Annotated in this window: 14 protein-coding genes; 10 read left to right on the top strand and 4 right to left on the bottom strand. The window is 51.5% G+C overall.

Annotated features, from left to right (window positions below; translation table 11 throughout):
- The first annotated feature begins 10 nt into the window (after positions 1 to 10).
- The 9 genes from VIS94_04930 (at position 11) to VIS94_04890 (ending at position 8178) form a co-directional block, all read left to right on the top strand.
- Positions 11 to 1036: an amidohydrolase family protein gene (locus VIS94_04930; protein ID HEY9160412.1), complete on the top strand. Its 1026-nt coding sequence runs from the start codon at positions 11 to 13 to the stop codon at positions 1034 to 1036.
- Between the two features lie 121 nt (positions 1037 to 1157).
- Positions 1158 to 2228: an MBL fold metallo-hydrolase gene (locus tag VIS94_04925; protein HEY9160411.1), complete on the top strand. Its 1071-nt coding sequence runs from the start codon at positions 1158 to 1160 to the stop codon at positions 2226 to 2228.
- Between the two features lie 176 nt (positions 2229 to 2404).
- Positions 2405 to 3016, top strand: a complete 612-nt coding sequence (locus tag VIS94_04920; protein ID HEY9160410.1) for a DUF2889 domain-containing protein — start codon at positions 2405 to 2407, stop codon at positions 3014 to 3016.
- Positions 2967 to 3827, top strand: a complete 861-nt coding sequence (locus VIS94_04915) for an SDR family oxidoreductase (protein ID HEY9160409.1) — start codon at positions 2967 to 2969, stop codon at positions 3825 to 3827. Before VIS94_04920 ends, VIS94_04915 begins: the two co-directional genes overlap by 50 nt.
- A gap of 40 nt (positions 3828 to 3867) precedes the next feature.
- On the top strand, positions 3868 to 4665 hold the full coding sequence (locus VIS94_04910; GenBank protein ID HEY9160408.1) for an SDR family oxidoreductase: 798 nt from the start codon (positions 3868 to 3870) through the stop codon (positions 4663 to 4665).
- Between the two features lie 9 nt (positions 4666 to 4674).
- A complete protein-coding gene (locus VIS94_04905) occupies positions 4675 to 5517 on the top strand; it encodes an MBL fold metallo-hydrolase (protein ID HEY9160407.1) in 843 nt (280 codons plus the stop codon).
- A gap of 60 nt (positions 5518 to 5577) precedes the next feature.
- Positions 5578 to 6216 carry a cobalamin-dependent protein gene (locus VIS94_04900; protein HEY9160406.1) on the top strand — a complete coding sequence of 213 codons (639 nt, stop codon included), beginning with the start codon at positions 5578 to 5580 and terminating at the stop codon, positions 6214 to 6216.
- On the top strand, positions 6213 to 7331 hold the full coding sequence (locus VIS94_04895; protein ID HEY9160405.1) for a uroporphyrinogen decarboxylase family protein: 1119 nt from the start codon (positions 6213 to 6215) through the stop codon (positions 7329 to 7331). Before VIS94_04900 ends, VIS94_04895 begins: the two co-directional genes overlap by 4 nt.
- Positions 7332 to 7344: 13 nt before the next feature.
- Positions 7345 to 8178: an SDR family NAD(P)-dependent oxidoreductase gene (locus tag VIS94_04890; GenBank protein ID HEY9160404.1), complete on the top strand. Its 834-nt coding sequence runs from the start codon at positions 7345 to 7347 to the stop codon at positions 8176 to 8178.
- 101 nt (positions 8179 to 8279) lie between these two features.
- Here the strand turns inward: VIS94_04890 and VIS94_04885 are convergent, their stop codons facing one another.
- A complete protein-coding gene (locus VIS94_04885; protein ID HEY9160403.1) occupies positions 8280 to 9173 on the bottom strand; it encodes a radical SAM protein in 894 nt (297 codons plus the stop codon).
- A 67-nt stretch (positions 9174 to 9240) separates the two neighbouring features.
- On the opposite strand from VIS94_04885, the gene VIS94_04880 reads away from it, so the two are divergent.
- Positions 9241 to 9870, top strand: a complete 630-nt coding sequence (locus VIS94_04880; GenBank protein ID HEY9160402.1) for a MarC family protein — start codon at positions 9241 to 9243, stop codon at positions 9868 to 9870.
- Between the two features lie 66 nt (positions 9871 to 9936).
- Here VIS94_04880 and VIS94_04875 read toward each other — a convergent pair whose 3' ends face one another.
- From VIS94_04875 to VIS94_04865, 3 genes are all read right to left on the bottom strand, one after another.
- Positions 9937 to 11529: a CocE/NonD family hydrolase gene (locus VIS94_04875; GenBank protein HEY9160401.1), complete on the bottom strand. Its 1593-nt coding sequence runs from the start codon at positions 11527 to 11529 to the stop codon at positions 9937 to 9939.
- A 323-nt stretch (positions 11530 to 11852) separates the two neighbouring features.
- Positions 11853 to 13607, bottom strand: coding sequence for a sodium:solute symporter family protein (locus tag VIS94_04870; GenBank protein HEY9160400.1), 1755 nt, complete (start codon positions 13605 to 13607; stop codon positions 11853 to 11855).
- A gap of 3 nt (positions 13608 to 13610) precedes the next feature.
- Entirely contained in the window at positions 13611 to 13811 is a 201-nt protein-coding gene (locus VIS94_04865; GenBank protein HEY9160399.1) for a hypothetical protein, read from the bottom strand.
- Between the last annotated feature and the right edge of the window lie 11 nt (positions 13812 to 13822).

The raw sequence follows: 13822 nt of genomic DNA, 5'->3' as shown, positions 1-13822 counted from the left end.
GAGGAAGACCATGGCAGCAAAAGTATCCAAGGACAATTATTTCAAGATAGACCCGGAATGCCACCTTGTCGGCGACATGGAGCATGTGAATTATTTCCCGGGGGTGCAGATGTGGTGGCGGGCAATCGACAATATCAAGCGTCCTCTCTTGACCGGTGCGCCATGGGAATTGCTAGCACCGATGGCTGAGGGCATGGAAGAGCGAGAGATGCTAAAAGATCCCAGTCCGGATAACATCATCTGGGCAATGGACAGGTATGGCGTGGACATCGCATGTCTTCTGCCAGAGTCCATGATGGACTCTACCAACTACACGACACGCTGGGTTACAAATGGCCAGATGGCTAAAATCGTGGAGACGAATCCTGAGCGTTTCATGTATCAGCCCAATGTTTCGCCCATCAAGTTCAAGGGTGTGCAGAATACCATCAAGGAAATGACCTACTGGGTCAAGGAACGAGGGGCCAAAATCTTCAAGTTCTATCCGCCGGAAGACACCTACATGAACGACCCCGAGATATGGCCGTTCTATGAAAAGGCGCAGGAACTCGGGATAGTGCTCGATATCCATACCGGATTCTGCTGGGTGCCGCCGGGCAAGAGCAAATATGCCCTGCCGGTGCAGCTCGACGATGTGGCGCGGGATTTCCCGGAACTCAAGATCAATGCCTTCCACATGGGCTACCCATACAGCGACGACCTCAACATGATCGCCATGCAGCACCCCAATGTTTATATCTGCCTGAGCCTGCTGATACCCTGGTCTTTATCGGCGCCGCGCAAATTCGGCAAACTGCTGGGCGAGGCCATGAGGTGGGTCGGCCCTGACAAGATCACATGGGGCACCGACTACGCAGGTTATGCTGTGCAGATCCGGGGCGCCGTCAAGGGGTTCATTGATTTCCAGATACCCGAGGACCTGCAAACTCAGTATGGTTATCAGCCAATCACTGACGAGGATAAGGCCAAAATCTTCGGCGGCAACCTCGGCCGGCTCCTTGGTATCGACACAACAAAGCGGAGGATCAAAACTTAATTGCACGATGCCCGGCAGGAATCAATCAGATCAGCTTGCTTACCGGGGTGCTGACTGGATGCGGCATTTTGAATTCGGCATGCCGTCATGAGTGAAACCAGAACAGGCAATGGGGGCGAATATGATGGGAAATAACCGTTATTCAGCAGAAAGACTGAAATGCCTGAACGGGATTCCGGTTGCTGTTCTGTCAATATTTGCAATGTTGATATCCTCGTGCTCAGGCCTGCAGGATTACATGCAGGACAGATTGATCGAGCACAGGCTGGCCAATCACAACAGGAGCGACGCTTTGAATGATGCTGGGGTAATACGGATAATACTTGCAGGAACTGGTTCCCCTCAGCCGAATACTAAGAGCAACCAGCCGTGCACCCTCGTTGTGATTCAGGGCAAGGTCTTTGTCTTCGATACAGGGGAAAACGCCATTAAAGCCATCCAGGGAAGCGGTGTTCCCATACGGAATGTCACGAACGTGTTCATCACCCACTGGCACTCCGATCACTATTTCGGGCTCGGCGGGGTCATTTACAACAGCTGGAACGAGGGCAGAGATGAACGGCTGAGCGTGTACGGACCCGAGGGTGTGGATGAAATCGTCAACGGACTGGCAGATGTGTACCGGCTGGATGTGAAGTACCGGGCCGCCCATTTCGTGCCGCACCCTGAACTCGCTCCGTCACTGGCGATCAAAGTAGAGATCCCCGAGGGTGCCGATTCAACCGCCGTGTACGACAAAGATGATGTGCACATAGATGCATGGCGTGTCGACCATCAGCCGGTGGAAAATGCAGTGGGATACCTTATAACCTTTCGCGGCAGAAAGGTCTTTATCAGCGGTGATACCAGGATTGTTCCCTCTTATCTGCCGGCAATGAAAGACGCTGACCTCGTAGTGCATGAGGCAGTAAACAGCACCATTATCAGGAAGGCCGCAGCCATCATGCGGTCTTGTGGAAGGGACAGCGAAGCCAATCAGGCCGAGCGAATCCTGGAATATCACACGGACACGCTGGAGCTGGCAAAGACAGCGCAAAACCTGGGAGTCAAACACCTGGCGCTCACCCACATCACACCGGAGGCCGATGGTTTTCTGGCGCGCAGAAATTTTGTCAGGGGAATGAAGGATTTTTATCGGGGAAACCTTACTCTTGGAAGGGATTATATGGTTATTGACATACCCGCGGGTTGATTCAGCTACCTGGAGGCTGATGGTTTACTTGCTTGCAGGAATTTCATCAGGAGCATACCGGCGTTTTCAAGGATCCGGGATTGAGCGGAAGTCATGAAGATCAGATATTCCCGGAGAACGCCTGGTACTTGTACAGGCTGCTTTAACATTCCATTCCGGCCATAAGGAGCCATACCATGAGCAGGCTTATGAAGATGGTTGATGAAAAAGCCAACAAAAGGACGATTACGGTAGCGACATACAAGGCTGGTCCAGGCAAGGCAGTAGTTGAGGGCAGGCTGGTGGATAAGCGGTTCAGGGAAAATTTCCTCCTGACCGGGGAGAAAAAACCTGCCGGTGAGTTTCATGACATGATTGTGAGGTTGCTTGTCGATGCAGCCTGCATGATGATTGAAGATGTCGAGGTGGAACTCGTGAAGGTTCCCAGGCAGGAGTGCTCAGGTCTTAATGACAGCCTTTCCGTAATTAAGGGCGTGCGGATATCCAAAGGGTTCACAAAAAAAGTAAAATCTCTTCTGGGAGGGGTCCAGAGCTGTTCCCATCTTCGGGAACTTGTGGAGGCGATGGGGCCGTCCGCAATACAGGGCATGTATTGCATCATGGCGGAAAACGAGTCGAATCTGAAGGCGCTTGCAGAAACCCCTCAGATGAGAAGGTACTTTGCAGATTCTGTTGTCAATTCCTGCCGTGTATGGAGGGAAGACGGTACTGAGCTGAAAAAGATACTGGGTTTGCTCGATGATAAACAAAAAATCCAGGATATTCGAGATATCGGGGAATTACAATGAACGAAAACAATGGGTACTGGTTACCGGAGCGGCTTCGGGTATAGGCAGGGCAACGGCGCTCTTGCTCGTCCAGAAGGGTTTTGGAGTGTATGCAACAGATATGGCGCTGGGAGAATTGGATGACCTGAACCGGATAAACGGCATTGAGACCTTCAAACTCGATATCACCGATGATGCCGATGTCTGCAATGCATTTGACTTTATCGGTGCAAAGGCAACCGGCCTTTTCGCCCTGATAAATAATGCTGGAATCTTCAGCCCGGGGCCCCTGATGGTGCTTCCCATGGAGAGATTTGAGAAACAATTCTCGGTAAACGTATTCGGGACGCAGAGAATCACAAAGGCTCTCTTCCCATTTCTTCTGAAATCACGTGGGAGGATTGTCAATATGTCAAGCGTTGCCGGGTATGTTGCTACGCCTTTTTCCGGTCCTTACGCATCATCCAAACATGCCATCGAAGGATGGTCGGATGCGCTGCGGAGGGAACTCATGCCGTTTGATATCAAGGTGATCGTGATGGAACCGGCCCTGATCAACACGCCATTATGGGATAAGGATTCAGAGGGAAGGTTTGAACAATACAGGGATACGATCTTTTACGAGGTCAACAGACGCAAGATCGAGCATGAGACGTCCGAAGCCAAGGCGCATGGTGTGGATCCAGATGTGGTGGCCGAGGCTGTTTACATGGCCTTGACCATGCCGAATCCCAAGACCCGCTATCTGGTGAGCAACAATCCGGTGCTGCACAGGCTGGTCAGGTTTTTGCCGGATGCACTGCTGGATAAGCTGGTGACGAAGGAATTCTAGTTTCTTACCAGCTGGCATGGCCGGATGAGAGAGGGGTTGAATGAGACTAAAAGATAAAGTGGCAGTTATTACCGGCGGTGGAAACGGCATCGGACGGGCCATATGCCTTGCCTTTGCGGATGAAGGGGCCTCTGTCGTGGTAGCGGATATTGATGATAAATCCGCCGGCATCGTGGCTGGAGAGATTACTAGAAAAGGCGGACATGCCCTTGCGGTTAAGATGGATGTCACGAATCCTCAGGAAGTGAATAAATGTGTTGCGCAGACCATACAGAAATTCGGCAAGGTTCACATCCTCGTTAACAATGCCGGCGTCGAGGGCCATCGAGCCAATATCTGGGAGGCCGGCGATCAGGATTGGCGCAGAACTATCGAGGTGCACCTCTTCGGCAATTATAACTGCACAAAAGCCTTTCTCCCAAGGATCATGGAGCAGGGATGGGGAAGGATAATCAACATGGCCTCCATTCAGGCAAAGCAGGCCAGCCCTCAGAACAGCTCCTATACCGCAGCCAAGCATGCGATACTGGGAATTACTAGGACTGCGGCCCATGAGGTGGCCATGGCCGGATACCCGCAGATAACCGTCAATGCGATCTGTCCCGGCATAGTTGCCACTGATCTGGTTCTGGGGCCGGAAGGGGCTTTGGAACAGATAGCCGATCAGTACCACATGCCCAAGGAACAGGTGATTGCCATTGCAAAGTCCAAGTGTCTTCAGAACCGGTTCCTTGAAGTGAATGAGATTGCAGCCATGGCGGTGTTCCTGGCCTCGAATGATGCGCAGGGTATCACCGGTCAGACCGTCAACGTCTGCGGCGGGGCCGTATTCCATTGAGGTGAAACAATGAAGATATATTTTCTCGCTACAGGTTTCGGAAGTGTGGTCAAAGGTCTTTTCGTGCAGGGCGCGGGTCTTAAGAATATCCAGTTCCCAATCCTCAGCGTTCTTATCGAGCGTGATAATGACCTGGTGCTCTTCGATACCGGGATAGGAACGCGAATCGAAGCCGAGATGCGGCCTCCTATCTATTGGGGCAACTTCTTTTTCCTTCGCTGTGTGATGCGAACACAGTTTAATCCGCGGCTCGACGCTCTGGTGAATCAACTGCCGCAGCTCGGGTTTAAGCCTTCAGATGTAAAACACGTGATCATCTCGCACCTGCACTGGGACCATGCCGGCGGTATGCGCGATTTTCCAGATGCCCACTTTTATGTTGGCCGCAGAGAGTGGGATTTTGCCTCCAACCTCTCGGGGGCCTCTCTGTTCAAGAACGCCTTCATAAAGGAGCAGTTCTGCGGGGCAGGCCTGGATATTGAATTAATCGAAACCGATTCACACAAACCTTTTAAAAACTTTCCTGCATCATGCGACCTCTTCAACGACGGCTCCATGGTGCTGGTGGATCTGCCCGGCCACAGCCCGGGCCTCATGGGCATGTATCTCACCTTGCCGTCCGGCAGGCGGTTCTTTTTCAGCGCCGACACCTTCTATTTTCCAGAGGGGCTGGAACAGAGGATCCCCAAATCAAAAATTATGGCCTCGCTGGTGAGTGAAGGCCCTGAAGCAGGTGCCAGCATCGAACAGGTATACAGACTCATGTGCTCAGAACCCGGTCTGGAGATAGTGGGCAGCCACGACCACAGGATACCGGGCCGATATGATCTGGCACCGGACTTTTACTATTAGATTTTTTTCTCAGGCATTGGATCGATTCAAATAGATTTACATGAAAATGGAGGAAGTTGAATGGCTTATTCCAATCTGAGTGAACTGGGCATGGCTTTGTCAGACTTGAATGAAGACAAGGTGGAGATAATTATACGGAGGTCACTCGATGCAGGGATTGCGGCTGAAGATATTATCACCGGGCTTTCAGACGGTATGACCAGGGTCGGTGAACTTTTTCGGCTGGAGGAATACTTTCTGACAGAACTGATCTATTCCGGGGAGATATTCAAGAAAGCCATGGCCATCCTGCAACCATTCTGCAAAATCTCATCGGTAAATAATGACAGTGCCGTGGTCGTCATTGGCACTGTTCAGGGAGACATCCATGACCTCGGCAAGAACATTGTCGCATCTCTGCTGGAGTGCTCTGGCTTCAGGGTGGTTGATGTAGGTGTTGATGTATCTCCTCAGCGTTTTGTGGATGCCGTGAAAGAATCCGGGGCTGAACTTCTTGGGATGAGCATGTTGCTGACGACAGCTTTTGATGCGGCACAGGAAACCATTGCCGCATTTACGAAGGCTGATATGCGTAATAAGGTGAAGATAATGATCGGCGGAAGTGTGACAGATGAGAGCGTACGGCAGCACCTGGGCGCCGACTTCTGGGGAAGGGACGCTACGGCAGCTGTTGATATCGCCAGGATGGTATACCAATGAATGCGAGGCAGCGTATTGATGCGGTTCTGGCACTTCAGAAACCTGACCGGGTACCTGTGGCCCCCTTATTGGACCATTATGCCGCGACCTATTCAGGCTATACAAATGCCGAAATAATGACTCAAGGGGATAAACGCATCACGGCGATTATCAAAACCGCTACAGAACTGGGGCCATGGGACATGACATTTCTGGCCGATACAGCCAATGCCGTCCTGCTGCAGATGGGTGTGGCAGCAAAGATAAAGATCCCCGGCCGGGATCTTCCGGAAAACGCGGTTCATCAATTTGAAGAGACAGAGTTCCTTACCCCTGACGATTATTCACTCCTTGCGCACAAAGGAACCGTTCCTTTTCTGATGGAGGTCATGGGAAGGCTGAACCCAGCATGGAAGGGATTGCGGGGTTTTATGCCTCTAGTGAGGACCCTGCTTGAATACCGGAAACATGTCAGGATGGTTCGGGCCAGGGGCATGGAGGCGGCGGTCGGCTTTATCCACCCCGGGGTAGTTTACGAATACTTTTCCCTTGGCCGCGGGATCACTGCCATGAGCGCCGATACCTTCAAACGCAAGGATGACATCCTCGCAGCAGGCAGGGTATGGGCAAAGGGCATGGCGGATATGGCGATCATGTCAGCACGCTTCACGGGAGTCCCCCGTGTCTTCATAGGCATGTCACGTGCATCACCGGATTTCATATCACGCCGTAATTTTGAAGAGCTGGTGCTGCCCGACCTGGAATACACAGTAAACAGGTTTGTTGCTGCAGACATCACCCCGGTCCTGCACTGCGATACGAACTGGACCAGGTTCTTCGAGCTTTTCCTGCGTTTCCCAGCGCGGAAATGCATCCTTGAACTGGACGGTAAATCCGATATATTCAAAGCGAAGGAGATGCTCGGCAGGCATATGTGCATTATGGGCGATGTCCCTGCGGAACTTCTGGTACTTGGTTCAAAGGAAGAGGTCATGGACTATTGTCGAAGACTGATCGAAGAAGTCGGCAAAGGCGGCGGGTTCATCCTTTCGTCCGGATGCTCGCTGCCCGCCAATGCTAAAAAGGAGAATGTCCGCGCACTGTACGAGGCTGCCCAGAAGTGGGGCCGGTATTGATAGGAAGGAAATTATGCAGATGGATTTGAGAGGAAGGGTGGCTCTGGTGACCGGCGCATCGAGGGGGCTTGGCCATGCCATAGCACTGTCACTGGGCCGGGCCGGTGCAGATGTGGTTCTGACTGACATCCTCCTGGAGAACGAGGAGAATGACCCTGAAAGACTTAGCGGATACAGTATGCTCGCAGGACACTTTGCAAAGTCAGGCGATGTCAATACCCTTTCCGGGGCGAAACAGATCCAGGACATGGGCTCAAGGAGCCGCGCCTTTAAAATGGATGTTTCAGACTATGACGAAGTACGGCGGGTTATGGAAACTGTCGCAGAAGAGATTGGGACAGTGGACATACTAGTCAACAATGCCGCGGTCATGGACAATCTGGGCAAATTCGAAGAGCAGCAGCCTGCGCGCTGGCAGCGGGACCTCAATGTCAACCTCACCGGTGCGTATAATTGCTGCAAGGCGGTCTGGTCGGGCATGGTAAAGAAAAGCTGGGGCCGTATAATCAACATCTCTTCAGTTGCCGCGCTCATGGGGGCTTCACTTCAGCCGTCCTATGGAGCTACCAAGTCAGGGCTTATAGGTTTGAGCAAGTCGCTGGCAATTGAGGCAGGTCGGCATGGGATTACGGTCAATACAGTCTGTCCAGGCTTTATAGCCACAGAGGCGGTTCAACTCTATGACGCCCGGATGAAGGAACGGATCGAGAAAAAAACCGCATTAAAACGTATGGGTCGACCTGAGGAAGTTGCACAAGTTGTTGCCTTCCTGGCCTCGGATGCCGCTTCCTACATCACAGGAGCGGTAATCCCGGTGACAGGCGGTATCGACATGCTCATCCTTTGAGCCGGAAATATAAGCAGGATATTCAGCATATCTAAATGTTTTCTGTCATAAACCCTGGATAGTGCTGTAAAGAACTGCGGATTAACTGTTCTGTAAAGTCTTCAGATCACTGAAGGCATGCTCTCGTAATGCCGTTTTCTTTGAGCTTCCGGCAGTCTGAGAAAATTTTCAATAACACCCATCATGGCAGGTTTGTCCTTCATAAGCTCGCCATGTACCTGGATATAATTGTTTGCATGATCGCATGTGAAATAGGTGCCGCTGCAGGCAAGTCCGGAAAGAATTTCCCTTAACTCGACAACAGTTCCCTCCGGCGTCTGCTCTTTGAATTCACCCGACTCGATCAGAGCGTTCAGGCGCGATGCGGGATGAACCCAGAGTCTGCGCACCCTCACGAAATCGGGCCCAGCCTCGTTGATCACCCTGACCGAACCGTCAATATGTTCTCTGCTCAGAGCCTGACCGCCCAACCCCAGCAGCAGGTAGAAACTCACCTCGAAACCGGCCGCCCTGGCGCGCCGGCCCGCCTCGATCAGCTGCTTCGAACTCGTTCCCTTCTTCTGCAGTTTGAGGACATCATCCGAGCCGCTTTCCATTCCTATGTGCAGCCTGTCGAGCCCTGCCGCCCTTATTGCATTAAGTTCCTCGTCGGTTTTTTTCCAGATGCTTGAGGCCCTGCCATAGGCGGTAACCCTCTCAAGATTGGGAAACCTCATCTTCAGATGTCTAAGTATGTCAACAAGGTCTCCGGCAGGCATGTCGAGCGGATTGGCGTCTCCCAGGAAGGCGGTCTTGAACCGGTCTGAATGTCTTTTTGCAAGCGCGTCTATATCGAGCTTGACCTCTTCAGCAGTCCGTGTCGAATATGGCGTTCCGAACAGATCATATATGCCGCAGAAGAGGCATCTGTTCCAGTTGCAGCCTCGCGTAAGCCTGACTAGAAGGCTCCGCGCTTCACTGGGCGGTCTTATTACCAGTTGTTCGGGTTCGTGCATGGGTATAATATAGGAACAGTGTATTTATCCGTCAACTTAAAGGTTTAACGTACCGAAAGGATTTTTTATGAGACAGACTCTTTTGCAGCAGTTCATAACCTTGTTCGTGGTAATAGACCCTGTGGGGCTTATCCCGGTTTTCCTGGCCCTGGCAGGAAGGCTCGACGACAAACAGAGGATGCGTATCTCGGTAAAGGCGGTGCTAGTAAGCGGAGTTCTCCTTCTAGGCTTCATGGTGCTCGGACAGATACTACTCAACTCGCTGGGAATCGGCATGGATTCGTTCAAGATTGCAGGCGGCATAATACTTTTTATAATTGCACTGAGGATGGTGCTCTACGATACGCACACCGGATGGGGGAAAGAAGACGGCGGAACAGAAGGCGACATGGCCATTTTCCCTCTCGCCATGCCCATGATAGCGGGTCCGGCGTCCATAATGGCGGTCATGGTGCTTTCCGACAGCAACAGAAACAGCATACCCGACCTTATGGCGACAGGTTTCCTGGTCATAGTCATGCTGACCGTCACATGGCTGTGCCTGAGGCTGTCCGAACCCATAATCAGGCTTTTAAAGCGCGACGGGACCGACATATTGAGCCGGATAATGGGGCTCATCCTTGCGGCGCTGTCGGTCGAGAACATCGTGGCCGGCATCAGGGGGCTCATTTCAGCAGGGATGCAGATACAGGTATAAAGATAACATGGCGCAAGGTTTCAAAACCTTTGCGCCATGTTCTGAAAATCGTATAGACACTTCAGCTCAAAGAGGCTTTACCGAAGTAACCGGAATCCTGAGCACCGGCTTGTCACAGTAATTGAAACTCACCCTGTAATCCGGTCTGTCAGGGAATCCGCAGCGTTTATCATAGGTATCGAAGACAACCGCCAGCCTGTGACCTTTCTTGAGCCTGAAGGCAATCGCCTGAAATTCAAAGGAAAGCCTTTTCTTTACACAAGGCTGCACGTTCCAGAGTGTCCATGCGCTGTGGCTTATAAGTTCGCCCTGTCCGAACATATTGACGTCGTACAGGTATGCAATCACCTGGGCGTCTTTACGCGACGGCGTAACCGAGATATCCAGCAGCGGAATTCCTGCAATTATGGTCTCGTCAGCAGCTGCGTCAGAGATATGGGTCATCGCATAATCTTTGTCGAGCTTGAAAATATTGATCTTTGTATCCACATTGAGCATCTGTGAGACTGTATCATCAGGCCCCAGAGACGCCTTGGAACCTTCACCGCTTTTTATCTGAGTAAAAAGCAGGGAGAACTGAGGTGAACTGTCCAGGCTGCCCCTGCCTGTCGAAAGGCTTTTGATACCATCGAGGTTAAGGTAATAATTTCTGTATTTAATCTGATCAGTGGGCCACGATGCAAAATAGAGCCTTGTCTTTTCGTCCTTGAGTCCGAAGCTTACCGGTGTTCTTGCGAGCCTGTCCGAAATGCCCCTGTCAATACCCTTGAGATAATAGTCGAACCACTTGTAAACCGTATCCCATGTGACCTCGGGCAGCGACAGGCATCCGTACCCGACAGGGAATGCATGCATTCCGTCGTTCAGATCCAATATCTTGTCCGGTATATCAAGGAGCGAATAGAAATCCATGACGCTGTTAGGGGAAAAGAGCGGGTCCGCATAATAGTTGGAAATGTAGACACTGAGCCTGCCGTTTGTCCTGGCATAGTCGTCGATAAGTCTGAAAGGTGAGATGTCATCAAGCCATTTCAATATGTCATCGACATTACGTCCCTGCTCCAGGTCGATGACCCTGTCTCCGATCATGTTCGTATCTCCTCCGGTCTGTGTCGAAGACCAGGACTTGTTTGGTGTATCCTGATGGTACAGGGCGTCACGCATGACGGCAGTACCACTGAGGGAAGCGACAGCCTTTACCCGGCTGTCATATATACCGATCTGAAGCGACCGGCAGGCGCCCATTGATATACCGGCTACCCCTATATTACGTGCATCGGCAGGATAATTTTTGAGCACGAAATCAATGATGGTCGAGATATCGCGCATGTCGTTTTCCTCACCGACATTTATCTTTCCGGTGGAATTGAACCATCCCCTTGCCGAATATGAAACCGCGATATAGCCTTCACCTGCCATCTTTCTTGACGGGAAAAGATATTCTATCTTGGGCAGCCCCCAGCTTGGCGAAAAGATTATTACAGGAAGATTGCTGCCGCTCTTGGGTGCATAAACATCACAGTCCAGCTTGTAGCCGTCATACGTGGTTATCCAGTGCTGTGTCACCTTTATAGGATATTGTGCGGCGTGAACGCTAGAAACAGGCAAAAGCAAGACAATACAAAACAACAGCATGATGAATATCTTTCTGATTTCCATGTATTCCTCCTCATGTTAATTCTAAAACAATACTTTATTATAACTAAATAAATGGCTGATTATCAATCTTTTTGTGTACATGAATCAAGAACGAGACAGATTTGTAACTGGGGTTTTACTTAACAGCTCAACAGCTTATCAGCTTAAATACTTTTTTTATAATACGACAACGGTATGGAAGTTATAGCGCCTTATAGATACATGGCATCAGAACAAAGCAGGTCAAGGAGTGACGAAATCGAGGAGTGAGGCATACTTAAACGTATGCCGCAACGACGAAATGAGGAGCGACGCAGAGATGCAAAGTTATGATGCCATGTAATTTACCAGAAGATGATATTAAGCGCCACTGCGCAAATAAGCACTATCACAGCCAGCACAGCGGGCCTGTTGTACCAGGCAATCCCGGTCTCCTTGACCTTCTCGGTAAGCGAATATACGAGCCCCTTGAGGTCTTCATCGGTTTTTCTTCGCTTGGTGAGAAGCGAGATTATTATCGTCACACTCATGCAGACAAGGAATGCATAGATCGCGGTCCAGAAATTCTGGGCCATCTCGCTGTGGTATTTTGTAACGACAGTCCCGAGCCAGCCGCCCTTTATGCCTGGATGCGAGCCCATGGGCAGAGACAGTCCGTGGTTTACGGCAGCGGCCAGCGTGCCCGACAGCAGTCCGAAAAAGGCACCGTGACCCGTCGTCCTCTTCCAGAACATGCCCAGCATGAATGTAGCAAAGAGAGGGGCATTTACGAATGCGCAGACGAGCTGGAGCATGTCGTTTATGTTGTTGAAGCTCGCCGCCACATATGCTGCGACGACGCTCAGCAGTATACCTGCTACGGTCGCGGCCCTGCCCATAAGGAAATAGTGCCTGTCAGATTTCCCGGGATTTATATAGCTCTGGTAGATATCATAGGTCCAGACGGTGTTGAAGGCTGTGACATTGCCGGCCATGCCCGACATGAATGAGGCCATCAGAGCTGTAAGACCTAGGCCCAGAAGTCCGGGCGGGAAATAGTGGCCTATCATAACAGGGATAACCATGTTGTAGTTGAGCGTGCCGTCCTCGAGCACCGGCAGAAAGTTCTTCCCGATCGCCACAGCTTCATGCGTGGGAATGAACCTGTGCATACCGGCAGTATAGTGAAGCGCTATAGCAATCATACCCGGCAATATGACTATGAAGGGAAAGAGCATCTTGGGAAATGCAGCAATGAGTGGCGTCCTTCTGGCAGCATTCATTGAGTTGGCGGCAAGCGCCCTCTGCACGACGAGAAAGTCCGTGCACCAGTATCCGAAAGAAAGCACGAATCCCAGCCCGAACACCATGCCGAACCACTCGACGCCCATGGGGTTGTTCTCGGACGAGGCCATGGGTCTCCACGACTCAGACCATGTTCCAGGGGCGAATCCGTGCAGCAGGCTTACGGTATTCAGCCTCTCCACAAGCCCGTGCCAGCCGCCTATATCGATCAGGCCGATTACGACAAGCGGCAGGAATCCCAGCACTATGAGAAAGAACTGCAGGACCTCGTTGTAGATGGCGGATGTCAACCCGCCCAGGAATATGTATGCAAGCACGAAGAGACCGGAGACAATGATGCTGAAGTGAAAATTCCAGCCGAGCAGCAGTTCGAGAAGAACGGACAGGGCATACATGGATATCCCGGATGAGAATATGGTCATGAACGCGAATGATATCGCATTGAAGCCCCTCGTCTTCTCGTCGAACCTCATCTTGAGGTATTCCGGTACCGACCTCACCTTCGAGCCGTAGTAGAAGGGCATCATGAACACGCCCATGAACACCATGGCCGGTATCGCGCCCACCCAGTAGAACTGGCTCGTCATGAGGCCGTATTTTGCGCCGGATGCGGCCATGCCCAGAAGCTCCTGCGCGCCCAGATTGGCAGATATGAAGGCAAGTCCCGTAATCCAGGCCGGTATGGAGCGTCCCGAGAGGAAGAAGTCTTCACTCGTCTTCATGTTCCTCTTGAGCATCCAACCTATACCCAGGACGAACGCGAAATAGGTGCAGAGCAGGATGTAATCTACAGGGGCAAGCTCGATAAACCGCATGGGCTACTCCTTCTTTTTCGAAGCCTTCCAGGCCATGCCGGACATTACCGCACCGAATGCGACCAGTACGAAGCCCCACAGGAGGTTCACGTTTATGTCGAGCGAGCGGAAATAAATCTCGGGGTTAGAGATAAAACCCCATGCCACAAGTATAAGCCCCATTATCAAAAACATCAGACCGATAGGTGTTCTAATATCCATCATGGCAAGCCTCC

It is taken from the genome of Desulfomonilia bacterium (genome assembly GCA_036567785.1).
Lineage (GTDB): Bacteria > Desulfobacterota > Desulfomonilia > UBA1062 > UBA1062 > DATCTV01.
This window is presented reverse-complemented; position numbering and strand designations above follow the sequence as displayed.

Bases quoted from the DNA above. Each gene is read 5' to 3' on its own strand.
- VIS94_04875 (HEY9160401.1), bottom strand. From the start codon at position 11,529: ATGGAAATCAGAAAGATATTCATCATGCTGTTGTTTTGTATTGTCTTG.
- VIS94_04885 (HEY9160403.1), bottom strand. From the start codon at position 9,173: ATGCACGAACCCGAACAACTGGTAATAAGACCGCCCAGTGAAGCGCGG.
- VIS94_04900 (HEY9160406.1), top strand. From the start codon at position 5,578: ATGGCTTATTCCAATCTGAGTGAACTGGGCATGGCTTTGTCAGACTTG.
- VIS94_04870 (HEY9160400.1), bottom strand. From the start codon at position 13,607: ATGCGGTTTATCGAGCTTGCCCCTGTAGATTACATCCTGCTCTGCACC.
- VIS94_04915 (HEY9160409.1), top strand. From the start codon at position 2,967: ATGATAAACAAAAAATCCAGGATATTCGAGATATCGGGGAATTACAAT.
- VIS94_04865 (HEY9160399.1), bottom strand. From the start codon at position 13,811: ATGATGGATATTAGAACACCTATCGGTCTGATGTTTTTGATAATGGGG.
- VIS94_04895 (HEY9160405.1), top strand. From the start codon at position 6,213: ATGAATGCGAGGCAGCGTATTGATGCGGTTCTGGCACTTCAGAAACCT.
- VIS94_04920 (HEY9160410.1), top strand. From the start codon at position 2,405: ATGAGCAGGCTTATGAAGATGGTTGATGAAAAAGCCAACAAAAGGACG.
- VIS94_04880 (HEY9160402.1), top strand. From the start codon at position 9,241: ATGAGACAGACTCTTTTGCAGCAGTTCATAACCTTGTTCGTGGTAATA.
- VIS94_04905 (HEY9160407.1), top strand. From the start codon at position 4,675: ATGAAGATATATTTTCTCGCTACAGGTTTCGGAAGTGTGGTCAAAGGT.
- VIS94_04930 (HEY9160412.1), top strand. From the start codon at position 11: ATGGCAGCAAAAGTATCCAAGGACAATTATTTCAAGATAGACCCGGAA.
- VIS94_04910 (HEY9160408.1), top strand. From the start codon at position 3,868: ATGAGACTAAAAGATAAAGTGGCAGTTATTACCGGCGGTGGAAACGGC.
- VIS94_04890 (HEY9160404.1), top strand. From the start codon at position 7,345: ATGCAGATGGATTTGAGAGGAAGGGTGGCTCTGGTGACCGGCGCATCG.
- VIS94_04925 (HEY9160411.1), top strand. From the start codon at position 1,158: ATGATGGGAAATAACCGTTATTCAGCAGAAAGACTGAAATGCCTGAAC.